The sequence below is a fragment of the Micromonospora sp. NPDC048842 genome (genome assembly GCF_040649935.1).
Taxonomy (GTDB): Bacteria; Actinomycetota; Actinomycetes; order Mycobacteriales; family Micromonosporaceae; genus Micromonospora; species Micromonospora hortensis.
The window spans coordinates 1-15,454 of record NZ_JBEZGK010000047.1; the positions used below are offsets into that span (position 1 = coordinate 1).

The following is a 15,454-nucleotide window of genomic DNA, read 5'->3' on the forward strand; positions in this document are numbered from 1 at the left end:
CACCTAATATCGCCCTCGCGGAATACCGTTCGGCTGGAGCCGCGTCGTGCCACTCGCCGAGAGGCGACCTGCACACCGACACCAGCGCCGCCCCCGGCCCACCAGCCGGGGGCGGCGCTGTCTGTGCTCATCTGTCAAAGCGTGGCGGCACAATGTCCCGATGACTGACGCACAGCCGTGGTCCGAGCAGTCGGGCGTACTCGTACTCCCCAGTGGGGCGACGGTGCGCGGACGCCGCGTCGCTGCCGCGACCTCGCCCGCCGACTTCGCCGTGCTGCTGGCGCCTGGTCCGGAGCCAGCCTGGCCGCACCGGCGGATCCGGTGGCCCGATTTCTGGGTGCCGCTCGATCGTGCCGAAGCCCTCGACGTCCTGCGGGAGGCGCTGCGACGGGCCCACGACGGTGAACGTGTCGAGGTGGCCTGTCGGGGTGGGGTGGGTCGTACCGGAACGGCCCTGGCCGCGTTGGCGATCCTCGACGGTCTGCCGGTCGAGCGGGCGGTGCCGTGGGTGCGGGCCGGGTACCACCCGAAGGCGGTGGAGACCCCCTGGCAGCGGCGCTGGCTGCGCCGCGTCACCTGACACCGCCGCCGCCGGTGTGCTGCCGGCGGTGTCAGCCCTGGCCGATCACCGCCGGGTCGTTGACGTACTCGCGGAGGTGCTTGGCGGTGAGGGTGTCGCCGGTGGCGACCAGTTCGGCTGGCGTGCCGGTGAAGACGATGCGGCCACCGTCGTGACCGGCGCCGGGGCCGAGGTCGATGAGCCAGTCGGCGTGTGCCATGACTGCCTGGTGATGCTCGATGACGATCACCGTGTTTCCGGCGTCGACCATTCGGTCGAGCAGGGCCAACAGTTGGTCCACGTCGGCCAGGTGCAGGCCGGTGGTCGGCTCGTCCAGGACGTACGTGGTGGTCTTCTCGGCCAGGTGGATGGCGAGCTTGAGTCGTTGCCGCTCACCGCCGGACAGGGTGGTCAGCGGCTGACCGAGACTGAGGTAGCCCAGCCCGACGTCGACCAACCGGCCGAGGATGACGTGCGGGAAGAACGCGTACGCCTCGGTGACCGACATCGTCAGCACCTGGTGAATGTTCTTGCCGCGCAGCGTGTACGTGAGCACCTCGTCGGTGAAGCGTCGCCCCTCGCACCGTTCGCAAACGCTCGCGACGCCGGCCATCATCGCCAGGTCGGTGTAGATGAGGCCGATTCCCTTGCAGGTGGGGCAGGCGCCCTCGGAGTTGGCGCTGAACAGCGCGGCCTTGACCCCGTTGGCCTTGGCGAAGGCGGTGCGGATCGGGTCGAGCAGCCCGCTGTAGGTGGCTGGGTTGCTGCGTCGTGAGCCACGGATCGGGGACTGGTCGACGATGACGACCCCGGACCGGCCGCGCAGCGACCCGTGGATCAGTGAACTCTTGCCGGAGCCGGCCACGCCGGTGACCACTGTGAGGACCCCGAGGGGGATGTCCACGTCCACGTCGTGCAGATTGTGCAGGTCGGCCTGGCGGATGGCGAGTTGCCCGGTCGGCCGGCGCACGTCGGAGCGCAGTGTCGCCCGGTGGTCCAGGTGCCGCCCGGTGAGCGTGTCGGAGCGGCGCAGGCCGGGGATGTCGCCGGTGAAGCAGATCCGGCCGCCGTCGGTGCCGGCGCCCGGTCCGAGGTCGACCACGTGGTCGGCGATGGCGATGGTCTCCGGTTTGTGTTCCACCACCAGCACGGTGTTGCCCTTGTCGCGCAGCCGCAGTAGCAGGTCGTTCATCCGGGCGATGTCGTGCGGGTGCAGGCCGACGGTGGGTTCGTCGAAGACGTAGGTGACGTCGGAGAGGCTGGAGCCGAGGTGCCGGACCATCTTCACCCGTTGCGCCTCGCCGCCGGAGAGGGTCGCCGACTCGCGGTCCAGGCTGAGGTAGCCCAGACCGATCTCGACCAGGGAGTCCAGCAGGTCGCGGAGGTTGGCGACGAGTGGCGCGGCCCCCGGGTCGTCGACGGTGCGGACGAACGCGGCCAGGTCGCTGATCTGCATGGCCGAGCAGTCGGCGATGGTGAGCCCGGCGATCCGTGATGACAGGGCCGCCGCGTTGAGTCGGGTGCCGCCGCAGTCGCCGCAGCTGGTGAAGGTGACCGCCCGGTCGACGAAGGCGCGGATGTGCGGTTGCATCGACTCGCGGTCCTTGCTCAGGAGGAGCCGCTTGACCTTGACCGCCAGCCCCTCGTACGTCCAGTTGTTGCTTCCCACCTTGATCTTGGTGGCCGGCTTGTGCAGGAAGTCCTCCCACTGTTGTGGGGTGAAGTCCTGGAGTTTGACGTCCGGGTCGAACAGGCCGGAGCCGACGATGGTCTGCCAGTACCAGGAGTCGACAGCGAAGTTGGGCACGGTGATAGCGCCGTCGTTGAGGGAGCGTTCGACGTCGACCAGTTCGTTGACGTCGAGGTCGGAGACCCGGCCCAGCCCTTCGCAGGTGGGGCACATGCCCTCGGGCAGGTTGAAGCTGAACGCCCCGGCACCGCCGATGGACGGCTGGCCGAGGCGGCTGAAGAGGATCCGCAGCATGGCGTACGCGTCGGTGGCGGTGCCGACGGTGGAGCGGGAGTTGACCCCCATCCGTTCCTGGTCGACGACGATGGCCGCGCTGAGGTTGCGTAGCGAGTCGACGTCCGGCCGGTTGAGGTTCGGCATGAACGACTGGAGGAACGCGCTGTAGGTCTCGTTGATCATGCGCTGGGACTCGGCGGCGATGGTGCCGAAGACCAGCGACGACTTGCCCGACCCGGAGACACCGGTGAAGACGGTCAGCCGGCGTTTGGGGATGTCGACAGAGACGTCGGCGAGGTTGTTCTCCCGCGCTCCGCGTACCTCGATCATGTCGTGGCTGTCGGCGGCGGACCATGCTGGCTGCGACATACGAACCCTTCACGGAGTCGTGGCGGGACTTTGCCCCGCCGGGCACTGGCGGGTTCCATTGTCTCATTCATCCCCATGTAGATACTTCTGCCGAACTTCGAGCGCACACGAAGGCACTACGTCCGGGAAAGTCTCAAATCACGTCGTAAGCGGTACGGTGGCTCGCGTGGACGTCGCCTCGAAGGATCGGCTGCGCGCCGTGGACCTGGCGGCCACCGTCGGGATCTCGGTGCAGCAGGTGCGCAACTACGTCGAGTTGGGGGTGCTGCCGCCGGTGCGGCGCACCGCCAGCGGCTACCGGATCTTCACCAGCGAGCACGCCCGGGCGCTGACAGTGGCGCGGCGGTTGGCCGAGGGGCACGGCTGGAGTCGTACCCGGGAGATCATGGCGGCGGTGCACGTGGGTGACCTGCCGGCGGCCCTGGCGGCGCTCGACGGCGGCCATGCCGAGCTGGACCGGGAACGCGCCGAGATCCGCCGGGTGCTCGGCGCCTTCGAGACCGTGCTGGCCAGCCCACCGACAGCCCGACCCGCGTCACGCCACGGCGCCCGCATCGGCGAGGTCGCCGCCCTGGTCGGGGTCCGGACCTCACAGCTGCGGCTGTGGGAGGAGCGCGAGCTGCTGCGGCCGGGCCGCACCCCGGGCACCAACTACCGGGTGTACGACGAGGCGGAGCTACGCGCGGCGCAGGTCATCGCATTGCTGCGCCGTGGCGCGTACCCGTTCGAGATCATCGCCGCGGTGCTGGGCGAGCTGCGGACCACCGGGAGCGCCCAGCGGGTCCGCGCCGAGCTGGGCCGCCGTGAGCAGGAGTTGCACACCCGCAGCCTGCGCCGGCTGCGGGGCAGCGCCGCGCTGCACGACTACCTGCGCAGTCGCGGTGACGCGAGTTGACCGGCATCCCGTCCCGCCGGGCGATCTTCCTGACTAGGGTCGGGCACATGAGAGCTGCGCTGCTGGCGGCCACGACGTCCGCCGTCCTGCTCGCTCCCGTGCCGGTCGGTGCGACGGGAGCGTCCGCCGCGCCGACGGTGCGCTGCCCCCGGGTCCCGGCCCCAGCGGCGTCCCGCCCACCCCGGCCGTCGCCCCCGCCCGCCGTTTCCGCGCAGCGGACGATCGGCGGCGCGGCGCTGGACACGGCCGGCCTGGTCGTGCCGGCCGGCGTCGTCGCGCCACCCAGGGTCACCGCCACGTCGTGGCTGGTCGCCGACCTGGACAGCGGCCAGGTGCTCGGCGGGTGCGGCCCCCACGAGTACGGCACACCGGCGAGCGTGCAGAAGCTCCTGCTGGCGGCCACCATGCTGCCCAAGCTCGACGCGAAGCAGACGGTCACCGTCACCGACGCGGACATGAACATCGAACCCGGCTCCTCGGCCGTGGGCCTGGTAGCGGGTGGCCGGTACACCATCGAGACCATCTGGCTCGGGTTGCTGCTCAACTCTGGCAACGAGGCCGCCAACGCGCTGGCCCGACTCGGCAGCGGGACGGACAGCGCCGCCGGTGTGCGCGCCATGAACGAGCAGGCGCACCACCTCGGCGCGCTCCAGACGCACGCGGTCACCCCGTCCGGGCTGGACGGCGAGGGGCAGTTCACCAGCGCGTACGACTTGGCGTTGATTGCCCGTTCCTGCTTCGCCGAGCCGAACTTCCGTCGGTACGCACTGACCGAGCAGACGTCGATTCCGCCCCAGCCGGCGCAACGCACCAAGGGCTTCGAGATCCAGAACGAGAACCAGCTCATCTACCGGTACCCGGGGGCGCTCGGCGGCAAGACCGGCTTCACCGATCTGGCCCGGCACACCTACGTGGGGGCGGCGGAACGCGGCGGGCGGCGGCTGGTGGTGACACTGCTGGGCGCCGAATCGGCGCCGGTGCGCGGTTGGGAGCAGGGCGCGGCCCTCCTGGACTGGGGCTTCACGCTGCCCCGGGACGCCGCCGTGGGTCGGCTGGTCGAGCCCGGCGAATTGACCGCCACCCCGTCGGCGGCGCCGTCCGCGCTGGCGGCACCCGGCGCGCCCCGACCGGCGGCGGCCAGCGGGCCCGCGCGTGCCGGCTCGGAGTGGCTCTGGTCGGTGACCGCTGTGAGCGGCGCGACGGTCATGGCGTTGTTGGGCGGCCTGCTGTGGCGGCGTCGCCGCCGGATGCCCTGACGGATCGACATCGGGCGCTGCCCTCCATAGACTCCGGTCTTTCTGGCACCACCAGTCCAGGAGGATCCCTGTGTCGAGTGAACTCGAACCGCGCCCCGCAGTGGCGGCACCCCGCCGGCCGGTGCGCGCCCTGACCCGCCTCGCGGGGGTGACAGTGCTCGCCGGGGCGCTGGTCGCCGGCTCGTCCGTCACCGCGCTCGCCGCCCCGGGCCCGTCGGCCGATGCGGTGCGCGTCTCCGCGGCGCCGCCCGCCGCTGCCGACACCGCTACCCGACCGCCGCGCACCACCCACGGCCCGTGCGCGTACGCCGAGACCCCGGACGAACCGGCGGCCCGGCCGGTGCCGCTGCCGCCCGACCCGCGACGCACCCCGTCCCGGGGCAGCGTCGGGTGACACTGGCGACCAATCACGGGCCCATCGGGTTGACACTGGACCGGGCCGCCGCGCCGTGCACGGTGCAGAGCTTCCTGCACCTGGTGAGTAAGCGGTTCTACGACCGCACCCCGTGCCACCGGCTCACCGCGTACCCGACGCTGAGCGTGCTGCAGTGCGGTGACCCGTCCGGCACCGGTGAGGGCGGTCCGGGCTACCGGTACCGCGACGAGTTGCCGACCGACCTGCCGCCCGCGCCCACCGACCCGACCGGGGAACGCCGGGTGTACGCCCGTGGCGTGCTGGCCATGGCCAACGCCGGGCCGGACACCAACGGCAGTCAGTTCTTCCTGGTCTACGCCAACTCCGCGCTGCGGCCCAACTACACGATCTTCGGCGAGGTCGACGGTGCCGGCCTGGCCACGCTGGACCGGATCGCCGCCGGGGGAGTGGCACCGACCGCTGAGGACCCGGCGCCGGTCGACGGCGCGCCCGCCCTACCGGTGACCATCCGCAAGGCCGTCCGCTGGCACCACCACCACTGACAGTGCGGCGCGGTGGGTGACCGTCGGTCGCTCACCGCGCCCGCCGTGGATGACACTCGGTCGGGCCCGGCCTCGCCGGAATTTTCGGGAACGGACCGGAACCAGTCCAACCGGTTTCCGACGCAGTTCCGGCCGTCACGTCGAGGCGGGCGACCCGGTCAGCGGGGCGGCGGTGCTGTCCCGAACGACCAACTCGGTGGCGAGTTCCACCCGGGGCGAGTCGATGCCCTCGCCCTGGGCCAGGCGCAGCACGGTCCGGGCCGCCAACCGTCCCATCTCGACCAACGGTTGGCGCACTGTGGTCAGTGGCGGTGAGGCCCAGCGGGCTTCCGGCAGGTCGTCGAACCCCACCACGCTCACGTCGTCGGGCACACGCAGCCCGCGGCGCCGGATGGCCTCGTAGACGCCGAAGGCCATCTGGTCGCTGGAGGCGAAGATGCCGGTCGGCGGGTCGGCGAGGTCGAGCAGCGCGGTCCCGCCGGCGAACCCGGAGGCGTGGTAGAAGTCGCCCGGGTAGATCAGCGCGTCGTCCACCGGCACCCCGGCGGCCTCCAGCCCGGCCCGGTAACCGTCGAGCCGGGCCCGGCTGCACAGCAGATGCGTCGGCCCGGCCACGAAACCGATGCGCCGGTGCCCGATCGCGAGCAGATGTTCGGTCGCGGCGAGCCCGCCGGCCCAGTTGGTGGCGCCGATCGTCGGCACGTCCATGGCCGGCACGCCGGCCGGGTCCACGACCACGACCGGCACGTTGAGGCGGCGCAGCTGCGCGTGCAGCGGCGGGCTCAGGTGCGAGGTCACGAAGATGACGCCGTCGGTGGCCCGGGTGCGCAGGTTCTGCAACCACTGCCGGGCCGCTGTGGGCTGCCGGTGGATCGCGGAGACCACAGTGCCGACGCCCGCGCCGTGCCCGACATCCTCCACACCCCGGATGATTTCCACGGCCCATGGGCTGTCCAGGTCGTTGAAGACCAGGTCGACGAGACCGGCACGGCGAACGCTGCGGCTGGTGCGACGCCGGTAGCCGTGGTGGCGCAACAACTCCTCGACCCGCTCCCGGGTGTCCGGGGCCACATCGGAGCGCCCGTTGAGCACCCGTGACACGGTCGGCACCGACACCCCGGCCTCCCGTGCGATCGCGGTGATGGTCACCCTGCGTCCGTCGTCCGCGCCCACCCGCGTCTCCTTCACCGAGCCGGAGGAACGACCACCAGGCGTCGCCCACCGTGTGTCCCGAAACGGCGTGCCCGTTCCACGCGTCATCTTGCCTCACCGATGGGGGTTGACGACATGCCAGGACGATCGAAGCTTCGCTTGAGTTGCGGAAAAGTTCCGGAGTTTTTCCGGTTACTTTCGCTCGTCGGACCACAGGGATCCTGGGATGGTGACCCTGGTTGGGCTGATAGACAGGACTCGTGCGCTACCGCCTGGCCGTCGTGTTCGCGCTCGCCGCGCTGCTCGGCGGCTGCTCGCGGCCGGAGCCCCGCCCCGCGCCGGCCGCGCCGCAGCCGACGTCGGCGAGCCCCACACCCACTCCCGCGCCGACCCCGTCCACCTCCGTGGCGGCCGCGCTGCCGGGGTTCGTGGTGCTGACCGACCTCGACCCGCGCATCCACGCCGACATCCGGTACGCCACACCGCACAACTTCGTCGGCCGACCGATCGCCAGCTACCGCGAGCCGCTGTGCCTGCTCAGCCGGCAGGCGGCCGAGGCGTTGCGCCGCGTACAGGACGCCGCGCTGACCGGTGGGCACAGCCTCAAGGTGTACGACTGCTACCGCCCGCAACCGGCGGTGGACGACTTCGTCGCCTGGTCGAAGCGCCCCGACGAGCAGCAGACCAAGGCCGAGTTCTACCCGGACCTGGCAAAGAACCGGCTCTTCGCCGACGGGTACATCGGCGCGCCCACCGCGCACAGCCGCGGCAGCACCCTGGACCTGACACTGGTCGACGAGCCCGCCGCCAGCCAACCTCCGTACCGGGTCGGGCAACCGCTGGTCGCCTGCACCGCGCCGCGCGGGCAGCGCTTCGCTGACAACAGCATCGACATGGGTACGGGCTTCGACTGCTTCGACTCGCGGGCCCACACCGCCGACCCCCGCGTCACCGGGACGGCGCGCGACAACCGCCGGTTGTTGCAGCGACTGATGACCGACGCCGGGTTCGTCAACTACGACCGTGAGTGGTGGCACTACAGCCTGCGCGACGAGCCGTACCCGGACACGTTCTTCGCCGCCCCGGTCGCCCGCTCCTCGGTCGGCTGACCGTCAGGTCCAGCCCCCGCGGCCCTGACCCGCGTCCCGGCACCGCGGCCGCCCGTGCCATCCGGCATCATCGTTTCAATGACCACTGAACGGATCGGCCCCCCGGTTACCGGCGACGAGCGGGAGACGCTGCGCGCGTTCCTCGACTTCCACCGCGCCACGCTGGCACTCAAGTGCGCGGGTCTGTCCGACGAGGACCTGCGCCGGCGGTCGATGCCACCCTCCGCGCTGTCCCTGCTCGGCCTGGTGCGACACCTGGCCGAGGTGGAGCGCGCCTGGTTCCGGCGGGTCATCGACGGCGAGGACATCGGGTTGGTCTGGTCGGAGGCCGGGGACTTCCAGCAGGCGTACGACGCCACCTCAGCCACCCGGGCTGAGGCGTTCGACGCCTGGGAGCGTGAGGTCGCGCATGCCCGCCGGATCGAGCGGGCGGCCGCGTCGCTCGATGTGACCGGCCTCAACGCCCGCTCCGGAGAGACCGTGTCACTGCGGCTGGTGATGTTGCACCTGATCCACGAGTACGCCCGGCACAATGGCCACGCCGATCTTCTCCGTGAGGGCGTCGACGGCACCGTCGGCGTCTAGCCCGCGAAAGGGACGCGTCAGGTCCAGTAGAGGATCCGGCAGGCGGGCACGCGGGCTGTCAGTTCGGCGGTGAACCAGTCGCGCAGCTCGGTCATCTGCTCACGCGGGTAGACGTACTTCACCGCGCCGAACTTGCCGTGCTTACGGGTGCGGGACTCCTCGTCCATCTCCAGCCGGGTGCGGGGGTACCAGCCGAGCAGCACCTCCTTGCTGCCCGGCGTGAACCGGTGGGTGATCAGCTCGGCGGTCAGATCCAGGTCCGACACCCCGTCGACCGCCGCGCGGACCTGGTCGAGCAGTTCGCCGTAGCGCTCCCGCCAGTCCGGCAGCGCGATGATCGGCGCGATGGTCAGCCCGACGGGGTAGCCGTCGAGGGCGAGCCGGCGCAGCGCGGCCAGGCGGTCCGGCACCCGGGCGGTGCCACCCTCGAACCGTTCGCTGACCGGGGCGCAGTTGACGCTGAAGCGGACCCGGGTCCGGCCGGAATGCGGCAGCCCCACGAAGGTGTCCACGTCGGCGTACTTGGTGGTCCAGCGCAGCTGCACGGGGGCGTCCCAGTCGGCGAAGTGCTGCACCGCGCGCCGCCAGCTGCCGGTCAGGTGCTCCAGGGCGAGCGGGTCGGTGTAGCAGGACGCCTCGAAGGTCGTGCCCTCATCGGCGCGCCGTGCGTTGCGGCTGGTCACCGTGCCCCGTCCGGCGTACGCGGCCAGCCCGGTGAGGATGTCGTCGAGGTCCGCGTACACCCGGGTCACCGGCGGGCCGGACAGGGATCCGGCGAGGTAGCAGTACTGGCAGTGCGCGGGGCACCCCTCGGCCAGGTCGACCCGCCAGTCCGCGCTGGGTGCGATGGGTTGCAGGACGCGCCGCGAGGGTGGGCTCACCACGATCGCCATCGTCGACTTCGCCCGGGCGTAGGTTTCCCGGTCGGTCTGCCCGCGTACCCCGGTGAGCCGGTTGGCGCGCAGGTGTTCCACCTCGATGCCGAGTGCCCGCACCCGCTCGACGATCCGCTGGCCGTGCGGGTGGTCGAGCGCGGCGGGGGTGGCCACCACTCGGCTCGGGGTCCAGCGGCGCGCCGACCGGGCCGGCGGCGCGAGGCCGGCCAGGTCGCGGGTCGGCACGCGTTCGCCGCTGGCGTCGTGCGGCGCGGCGGGCACGTCCTCGGCGAGCGGCTGGTCGACGTCGACGGCGTCCGGGCTGGTCATCCGGCCGGGTTACCCGTTGCCGCAGGAATCCCACCCGATCGGCCGCCCCGCGATTGACGCCGCCCAACCGGAGCGCATAACCTTTCATCTATCTGTAAACCTTGTGAACAGATGCACATCGACGCGGCGGCGCGCGTCCCGACCGAAGGGACGATCAGGTGATCGCAGAACTTTCCTCCCGTACCAGACGGATCCTGTCGTTGTTCGTCGCAGTGGTCGTCGCGTTGACCGCCGGCCTCGCTGTCAACGCCTCGCGCAGCGCGCAGGCCGCGCCGACGTTCAAGGTCCTGGCCTTCTACAACGGCACCTGGGACGCCGCGCACATCGACTTCGTCAAGGACGCCCGGGCCTGGTTCCCGCAGGCCGCAGCCCAACACGGGTTCTCGTGGGAGGCCACCAACAACTGGGGCCTGCTGAACACCGCAAACCTGGCCCAGTACAAGGTCGTCATGTTCCTGGACGACGCGCCGCCCGCCGCGCAGCGCGCCGCGTTCCAGCAGTACGTGCAGAACGGCGGGGGATGGTTCGGCTTCCACGTCAGCGCGTTCACCACCAACCCGTCGAGCTGGAGCTGGTACTACAACACCTTCCTCGGCACCGGCTCGTTCCAGACGAACACCTGGGGACCCACCCGGGTCACGATGCGCGCCGACAACCGCACCCACGCCGCCACCCGGAACCTCCCGGCGACGTTCCCGTCGTCGATCAGCGAGTGGTACTCCTGGAGCAACGACCTGCGGCAGAACCCCAACATCGACATCCTCGCCTCGGTCGACCCGTCCAGCTTCCCGGTCGGCACGGACCCCAACCAGTCCTGGTACGGCGGCTACTACCCGCTCGTCTGGAGCAACAAGCAGTACAAGATGCTCTACGCCAACTTCGGGCACAACGCGATGAACTACAGCACCAACACCGGGCTGTCCTCCACCTTCGACAGCGCGCAGCAGAACCAGTTGCTGATCGACGGGCTGCACTGGCTTGCCGGCGTCGGCGCCGTCCCGCCGACCACGCCCCCGCCGTCCGACGGCATCTCGCCGACCGCCTGGCACACAGCTGTCAACCGGGCCAGCGGCAAGTGCGTGGACGCCCGGGCCGCGGCCAGCGCGAACGGCACCGCCATCCAGCAGTACGCGTGCAACAGCAGCACCGCGCAGCAGTACCAGTTCGTGCCGACCAGCGGCGGGTACCTGCGGGTCAACAACCGCATCAACAGCGCCCAGGTGCTCGATGTGACGGACCGGTCGACCGCCGACTCGGCGCCGATCCAGCTCTGGTCCTACAGCGGCGGCAACAACCAGCAGTGGCGGGCCGAGCCCGAGGGCGGCGGCTACTACCGCCTGGTCAACCGTTCCAGCGGCAAGTGTCTCGACGTGCCGGGAGCGTCCACCGCGGACAGCGTCCAACTCATCCAATACGCCTGCAACGGCACCGCGGCGCAGTCCTTCCGGCTGGTGCCGCAGGCATAGATCTACTGCCGTAGCCTCTCGGCCATGGCGATTCCCGACCTGGTGCCGATCGCGCACGAGCCCGACTACCGCACCAGCACGATCGGCCACTACGACAAGGGTCAGTTCTTCGGCTCCGTCACCGCCACCCTTGAGGACGGTGCCGGAGCCGAAGACGACTGGTACCGCCACAAGCGCTGGTACGCGGTGCTGCACCGGTTCGACGCCGACGGCGCGCACACCGACTCCGACATCTGGTTCGCCGGCACCAGCGAGGACGAGGAAACCTCGATCGATCGGGCCGAGGCTCGCCTCGCCGAGTGGCTGGACGCCCTGCCCGGCCTGGTCTTCGCTGACATCGCCATCCGGCTGTTCCAGGTCGAGGTCGACGGGCACGTCTTCGGGCTGGTCGACTGGTCCCACGAGTACGACGGCGCGGACCACGCCGAGTTCCTCCCCGACGACCTGGGGTTCGATCCGCCCTGGGACGGGGTCTACGACACCTGAGCGGCGCGCGCGAACCGGGCGGCGACGTCCCTGACGACGGTGCGCAGCTCCGGTGGGTCGAGCACGTCGAAGTCGACAGCCAGCGTGCTGAGGAAGGCGGCGAGATTGCCCAGCGACTCGCCGCCGGTGTGCAGCAGGCAGGCTCGCTCGTCGATCGCCTCCAGCAGGCCCGCCGTGCTGGGGATCCGCCGCGCCATCGCCTCGGCCGACGCGTGCAGGCGTACCCGGGCGGGGTGTGGCCAGGCCGTGGAGCCGACGCCGCGCAGCACGTGCGCGACAGCGTCGCCACCTGGCGGCTCCCGCGGCGCGAAGCGTGGGCCGGTCGGCACCCGGGGTCGGATCCGGTCGGCGCGGAACGTCCGCCAGTCGGCCCGGTCGGTGTCCCACCCCAGCAGGTACCACCGCCGCCCGGTGTAGACCAGACGGTACGGCTCGACGTCGCGCACGCTGACAGTGCCGTCATGGCCGGCGTAGTCGAACCGCAGCCGCTCCCGACGGTGCGCGGCCGTGGAGACGGCGGTGAGTGTGTCGGCGTCCACTGTCGGGCCACCGCCCGCGGCGGAGACCGTCGCCGAGCGCAGGGCGTCCACCCGGTGCCGCAAGCGTGACGGCAACGACTGCTCCAGCTTGGCCAACGCCCGCAGCGAGGTCTCCTCGATGCCGGTCACCGAGCCGCCGGCCGCCGCTCGCAGCCCGACGGCCACCGCCACGGCCTCGTCGTCGTCGAGCAGCAGCGGTGGCAGCGCCGACCCGGCACCGAGCCGGTAGCCGCCGGCGACCCCCGGGTGTGACTCGATCTGGTAGCCCAGCACCCGCAGCCGCTCCACGTCCGTGCGTACCGTGCGGGTGGTGACCGCGAGCCGCTCGGCCAGCTCGGCGCCGGACCACTCCCGGCGCACCTGCAGCAGAGTCAGCAGCCGCAGCAGGCGCACGGAGGTCTCCACCATGCCCGCGAGTCTGCCCTACGGCTAGCGGGGATATCCATTGCGGACGCGCCGCAGCCCTCCTACTGTCGTCGGTGCACAGTCAACGAGCAACCCGGAGGGAGTACGCCATGTCGCGACGCGTCCGCACCGACGCCCGCTGGTATCTGCTCTCCGCCGGCACCCCTTTGCAGCTCACCGTCAATACCCGTGCCTACTGCCCAGCGCGGCGCAACGAGCCGGGGTGGCGCGACTGACACCGACGCTGACGCGTCCGCCGGCCGCCCATCCCACCGGGGATCGGGCGGCCCTTTCGTATCCGCGCACCGCCGCTGGCCGCCGAATATGATCATTAACGGTCACCGCACGACAGAAGGAGACCACGATGGGATTCACCCCCCTCGCCGGTACCCGGGCACCGGTCCGGGTCTGGACCGATCCGTACGCCATCGAGCCGCAGGCCGCCAAGCAGCTGCGCAACATCGGCGCACTGCCCTGGGTGCAGGGTGTCGCCGTCATGCCCGACGTGCACTTCGGCAAGGGCGCCACTGTCGGCTCGGTGATCGCGATGCGGCAGGCCGTCTCGCCGGCCGCGGTCGGCGTCGACATCGGCTGCGGAATGTCGGCGGTCCGCACCTCGCTGACCGCCGCCGACCTTCCGGACGACCTGGCCGGGATGCGCTCCGCGATCGAGGCCACCATCCCGGTCGGCTTCGCCCAGCGCAAGGACTCGGTCGACACGCGTCGGATCCGGGGCCTGGAGCAGGCCGGCTGGGACGACTTCTGGGGCCGGTTCGCCGGCCTGGACCGGCGGGTGGCGCAGCTGGAGACGCGGGCGCAGCGGCAGATCGGCACCCTCGGCGGGGGCAACCACTTCATCGAGGTCTGCCTGGAGCAGGGCGGCGCCGACGAGGGACGGGTCTGGCTGATGCTGCACTCCGGGTCGCGCAACATCGGCAAGGAGTTGGCCGAGCGGCACATCGGGGTGGCCCGGGGGCTGCCGCACAACGCCGACCTTCCGGACCGGGACCTGGCCGTGTTCCTCGCCGGGACGCCGGAGATGGACGGGTACCGGCGGGATCTCTGGTGGGCGCAGGAGTACGCGCGGCGCAACCGGGCGGTCATGCTGGCCCTGTTCTGTGGCGTGGTGCGTGAGCACTTCCCGCAGGTGTCCTTCGACGAGTCGATCTCGTGTCACCACAACTACGTGTCCGAGGAGAGCTACGACGGGGTGGACGTGCTGGTGACCCGCAAGGGCGCCATCCGGGCCGGCCGGGGTGACCTGGGCATCATCCCCGGGTCGATGGGCACCGGGTCGTACATCGTGCGGGGACGGGGAAACGCCGACGCGTACTGCTCGGCGTCGCACGGGGCAGGGCGTCGGATGTCTCGGGCGCAGGCCAAGCGGACCTTCAGCACGGAGGACCTGGCCGCGCAGACCGCCGGGGTGGAGTGCCGCAAGGACGCCGGGGTGGTCGACGAGATCCCCGGCGCGTACAAGGACATCACCGAGGTGATGGCCCAGCAGGAGGACCTGGTCGAGGTGGTCGCGCACCTCAAGCAGGTGGTCTGCGTGAAGGGCTGACGTGCCGTGCGGGCTGGGGAAACCGGCCCGCACGGCCGCTGGTCAGAAGCCGACGAAGACCCGGCGCAGGTCGTCGAGGGTCACCGAGCCGGTCACCTGCACCCCGTCGGGGGTGTGCTGGGGACCCAGCCGTCCGGTGGCCAGCCGCAGCCACGCCTCGGCCGGGGCCACCAGCTCCCCGTCGGGGCGCTCCGGCGCGTCGACGATCTCGACCTTCTCGCCCAGCCGCAGCCCGAACGTCCGCTCGGGCGCGTGCAGCCGGACCAGCACTGTGGCCTCCCGGCCGGCCAGCTCCTGGGGTCGGCTGGTCCAGGCCAGCATGCCGCCGATCTGGTCGAGCAGCAGCGGCACCGCTCCCGGCGTCACCGCCGCGAACCCGTTGAACGCCACCTCGGCGTCCCACTGGTGCAGGGCGAACTCGCTGAGCCGGAACCGGGCAGCGGTGGCCACGTCGACCGGCTCCGGCAGGAAGCCGAGGTCGATCCGCATCGAGGCCCGGGTCTCGGCGTCCAGCGCCTCGTACGCCTCGACAAGCCGTTCGTTCGTGGCGAGGAACCCGGCGGCGTGCTCGGCCGGGGCCATCGCGTCCCAGCGTGCCCAGACGCCACGGTTGAAGTCCCCGTCCGGGCCGGGCGCGCCGGAACGGGCGGCGTCCAGCGTCGCCAGGTTGATCTCGGCGCCGCTGCCCAGGTGGCTCAGCACCTGGGAGACCTGCCACTCGCTGGCCCCCGACGGCCGGAGCAGGTCGTCCTCCTTGAGGTCCCGTACGAGCGCGGCGAGCTCCTCGTGGCCCGCGCGCAGAGCTGTGATGATCTGGTCAGCAGGGGTCGACATGGATCTCCTCAAACGGATTTTCGACGATGGTCGGGACGCTACCGGACGTGGCCGCCGGCCGGCCCGCCCCCCGGGGGGGGGGGGGGCGGGCGCCCGGCGCCGCGGGGGGGGGGGGCCACACAGACACGCGATGACGGCGGGGCGGG

At 71.5% G+C, this 15,454-nt stretch carries 14 protein-coding genes and 1 pseudogene; 10 read left to right on the forward strand and 5 right to left on the reverse strand.

Translation table 11 applies throughout. The annotated features are described in order from the left end of the window. Window positions 1-160 precede the first annotated feature (160 nt). Complete coding sequence (locus AB0C19_RS33200) at window positions 161-580, forward strand: protein-tyrosine phosphatase family protein (RefSeq protein WP_091406692.1); 420 nt, start codon at window positions 161-163, stop codon at window positions 578-580. Window positions 581-611: 31 nt separating this feature from the next. Here the strand turns inward: AB0C19_RS33200 and AB0C19_RS33205 are convergent, their stop codons facing one another. Beyond that, window positions 612-2,894 carry an excinuclease ABC subunit UvrA gene (locus AB0C19_RS33205; RefSeq protein WP_357191841.1) on the reverse strand — a complete coding sequence of 761 codons (2,283 nt, stop codon included), beginning with the start codon at window positions 2,892-2,894 and terminating at the stop codon, window positions 612-614. A gap of 166 nt (window positions 2,895-3,060) precedes the next feature. On the opposite strand from AB0C19_RS33205, the gene AB0C19_RS33210 reads away from it, so the two are divergent. The 3 genes and pseudogenes from AB0C19_RS33210 (at window position 3,061) to AB0C19_RS33220 (ending at window position 5,963) form a co-directional block, all read left to right on the forward strand. After that, window positions 3,061-3,789, forward strand: a complete 729-nt coding sequence (locus tag AB0C19_RS33210) for a MerR family transcriptional regulator (RefSeq protein ID WP_357191844.1) — start codon at window positions 3,061-3,063, stop codon at window positions 3,787-3,789. Between the two features lie 47 nt (window positions 3,790-3,836). Then, window positions 3,837-5,045 carry a D-alanyl-D-alanine carboxypeptidase gene (locus tag AB0C19_RS33215; RefSeq protein WP_357191847.1) on the forward strand — a complete coding sequence of 403 codons (1,209 nt, stop codon included), beginning with the start codon at window positions 3,837-3,839 and terminating at the stop codon, window positions 5,043-5,045. 70 nt (window positions 5,046-5,115) lie between these two features. Beyond that, window positions 5,116-5,963 (forward strand): annotated as a pseudogene (locus AB0C19_RS33220) (peptidylprolyl isomerase). A 135-nt stretch (window positions 5,964-6,098) separates the two neighbouring features. On the opposite strand, the gene AB0C19_RS33225 reads toward AB0C19_RS33220, so the two are convergent. Then, a complete protein-coding gene (locus AB0C19_RS33225) occupies window positions 6,099-7,136 on the reverse strand; it encodes a LacI family DNA-binding transcriptional regulator (RefSeq protein WP_124858085.1) in 1,038 nt (345 codons plus the stop codon). Between the two features lie 239 nt (window positions 7,137-7,375). Between AB0C19_RS33225 and AB0C19_RS33230 the strand changes: the two genes are divergently transcribed. Continuing rightward, window positions 7,376-8,224 carry a M15 family metallopeptidase gene (locus AB0C19_RS33230; RefSeq protein ID WP_357191851.1) on the forward strand — a complete coding sequence of 283 codons (849 nt, stop codon included), beginning with the start codon at window positions 7,376-7,378 and terminating at the stop codon, window positions 8,222-8,224. A 78-nt stretch (window positions 8,225-8,302) separates the two neighbouring features. Then, the gene (locus tag AB0C19_RS33235) at window positions 8,303-8,809 is read left to right on the forward strand and encodes a DinB family protein (RefSeq protein WP_357191854.1); all 507 of its coding nucleotides are present in this window, start codon (window positions 8,303-8,305) and stop codon (window positions 8,807-8,809) included. Window positions 8,810-8,826: 17 nt separating this feature from the next. Here the strand turns inward: AB0C19_RS33235 and AB0C19_RS33240 are convergent, their stop codons facing one another. After that, window positions 8,827-10,014 carry a spore photoproduct lyase family protein gene (locus tag AB0C19_RS33240; protein ID WP_357191857.1) on the reverse strand — a complete coding sequence of 396 codons (1,188 nt, stop codon included), beginning with the start codon at window positions 10,012-10,014 and terminating at the stop codon, window positions 8,827-8,829. 158 nt (window positions 10,015-10,172) lie between these two features. Here AB0C19_RS33240 and AB0C19_RS33245 point away from each other — a divergent pair, with 158 nt between their 5' ends. Continuing rightward, window positions 10,173-11,480 (forward strand): RICIN domain-containing protein, encoded by a 1,308-nt coding sequence (locus AB0C19_RS33245; protein ID WP_357191860.1) that lies wholly within the window; start codon window positions 10,173-10,175, stop codon window positions 11,478-11,480. Window positions 11,481-11,504: 24 nt separating this feature from the next. Continuing rightward, a complete protein-coding gene (locus AB0C19_RS33250; protein WP_357191863.1) occupies window positions 11,505-11,966 on the forward strand; it encodes a hypothetical protein in 462 nt (153 codons plus the stop codon). Here the strand turns inward: AB0C19_RS33250 and AB0C19_RS33255 are convergent. Further along, window positions 11,954-12,913 (reverse strand): YafY family protein, encoded by a 960-nt coding sequence (locus tag AB0C19_RS33255; protein ID WP_357191866.1) that lies wholly within the window; start codon window positions 12,911-12,913, stop codon window positions 11,954-11,956. The genes AB0C19_RS33250 and AB0C19_RS33255 overlap by 13 nt on opposite strands. Before the next feature lie 107 nt (window positions 12,914-13,020). Here AB0C19_RS33255 and AB0C19_RS33260 point away from each other — a divergent pair, with 107 nt between their 5' ends. Both AB0C19_RS33260 and AB0C19_RS33265 read left to right on the forward strand, forming a co-directional pair. Continuing rightward, complete coding sequence (locus AB0C19_RS33260) at window positions 13,021-13,146, forward strand: hypothetical protein (RefSeq protein WP_357191869.1); 126 nt, start codon at window positions 13,021-13,023, stop codon at window positions 13,144-13,146. 128 nt (window positions 13,147-13,274) lie between these two features. After that, window positions 13,275-14,474: an RtcB family protein gene (locus AB0C19_RS33265; RefSeq protein ID WP_357191872.1), complete on the forward strand. Its 1,200-nt coding sequence runs from the start codon at window positions 13,275-13,277 to the stop codon at window positions 14,472-14,474. Window positions 14,475-14,516: 42 nt separating this feature from the next. Here the strand turns inward: AB0C19_RS33265 and AB0C19_RS33270 are convergent, their stop codons facing one another. After that, on the reverse strand, window positions 14,517-15,308 hold the full coding sequence (locus tag AB0C19_RS33270; RefSeq protein ID WP_266302768.1) for a maleylpyruvate isomerase family mycothiol-dependent enzyme: 792 nt from the start codon (window positions 15,306-15,308) through the stop codon (window positions 14,517-14,519). Between the last annotated feature and the right edge of the window lie 146 nt (window positions 15,309-15,454).

Bases quoted from the DNA above. Each gene is read 5' to 3' on its own strand.
- AB0C19_RS33270 (WP_266302768.1), bottom strand. From the start codon at position 15,308: ATGTCGACCCCTGCTGACCAGATCATCACAGCTCTGCGCGCGGGCCAC.
- AB0C19_RS33265 (WP_357191872.1), top strand. From the start codon at position 13,275: ATGGGATTCACCCCCCTCGCCGGTACCCGGGCACCGGTCCGGGTCTGG.
- AB0C19_RS33255 (WP_357191866.1), bottom strand. From the start codon at position 12,913: ATGGTGGAGACCTCCGTGCGCCTGCTGCGGCTGCTGACTCTGCTGCAG.
- AB0C19_RS33250 (WP_357191863.1), top strand. From the start codon at position 11,505: ATGGCGATTCCCGACCTGGTGCCGATCGCGCACGAGCCCGACTACCGC.
- AB0C19_RS33235 (WP_357191854.1), top strand. From the start codon at position 8,303: ATGACCACTGAACGGATCGGCCCCCCGGTTACCGGCGACGAGCGGGAG.
- AB0C19_RS33205 (WP_357191841.1), bottom strand. From the start codon at position 2,894: ATGTCGCAGCCAGCATGGTCCGCCGCCGACAGCCACGACATGATCGAG.
- AB0C19_RS33240 (WP_357191857.1), bottom strand. From the start codon at position 10,014: ATGACCAGCCCGGACGCCGTCGACGTCGACCAGCCGCTCGCCGAGGAC.
- AB0C19_RS33215 (WP_357191847.1), top strand. From the start codon at position 3,837: ATGAGAGCTGCGCTGCTGGCGGCCACGACGTCCGCCGTCCTGCTCGCT.
- AB0C19_RS33200 (WP_091406692.1), top strand. From the start codon at position 161: ATGACTGACGCACAGCCGTGGTCCGAGCAGTCGGGCGTACTCGTACTC.
- AB0C19_RS33260 (WP_357191869.1), top strand. From the start codon at position 13,021: ATGTCGCGACGCGTCCGCACCGACGCCCGCTGGTATCTGCTCTCCGCC.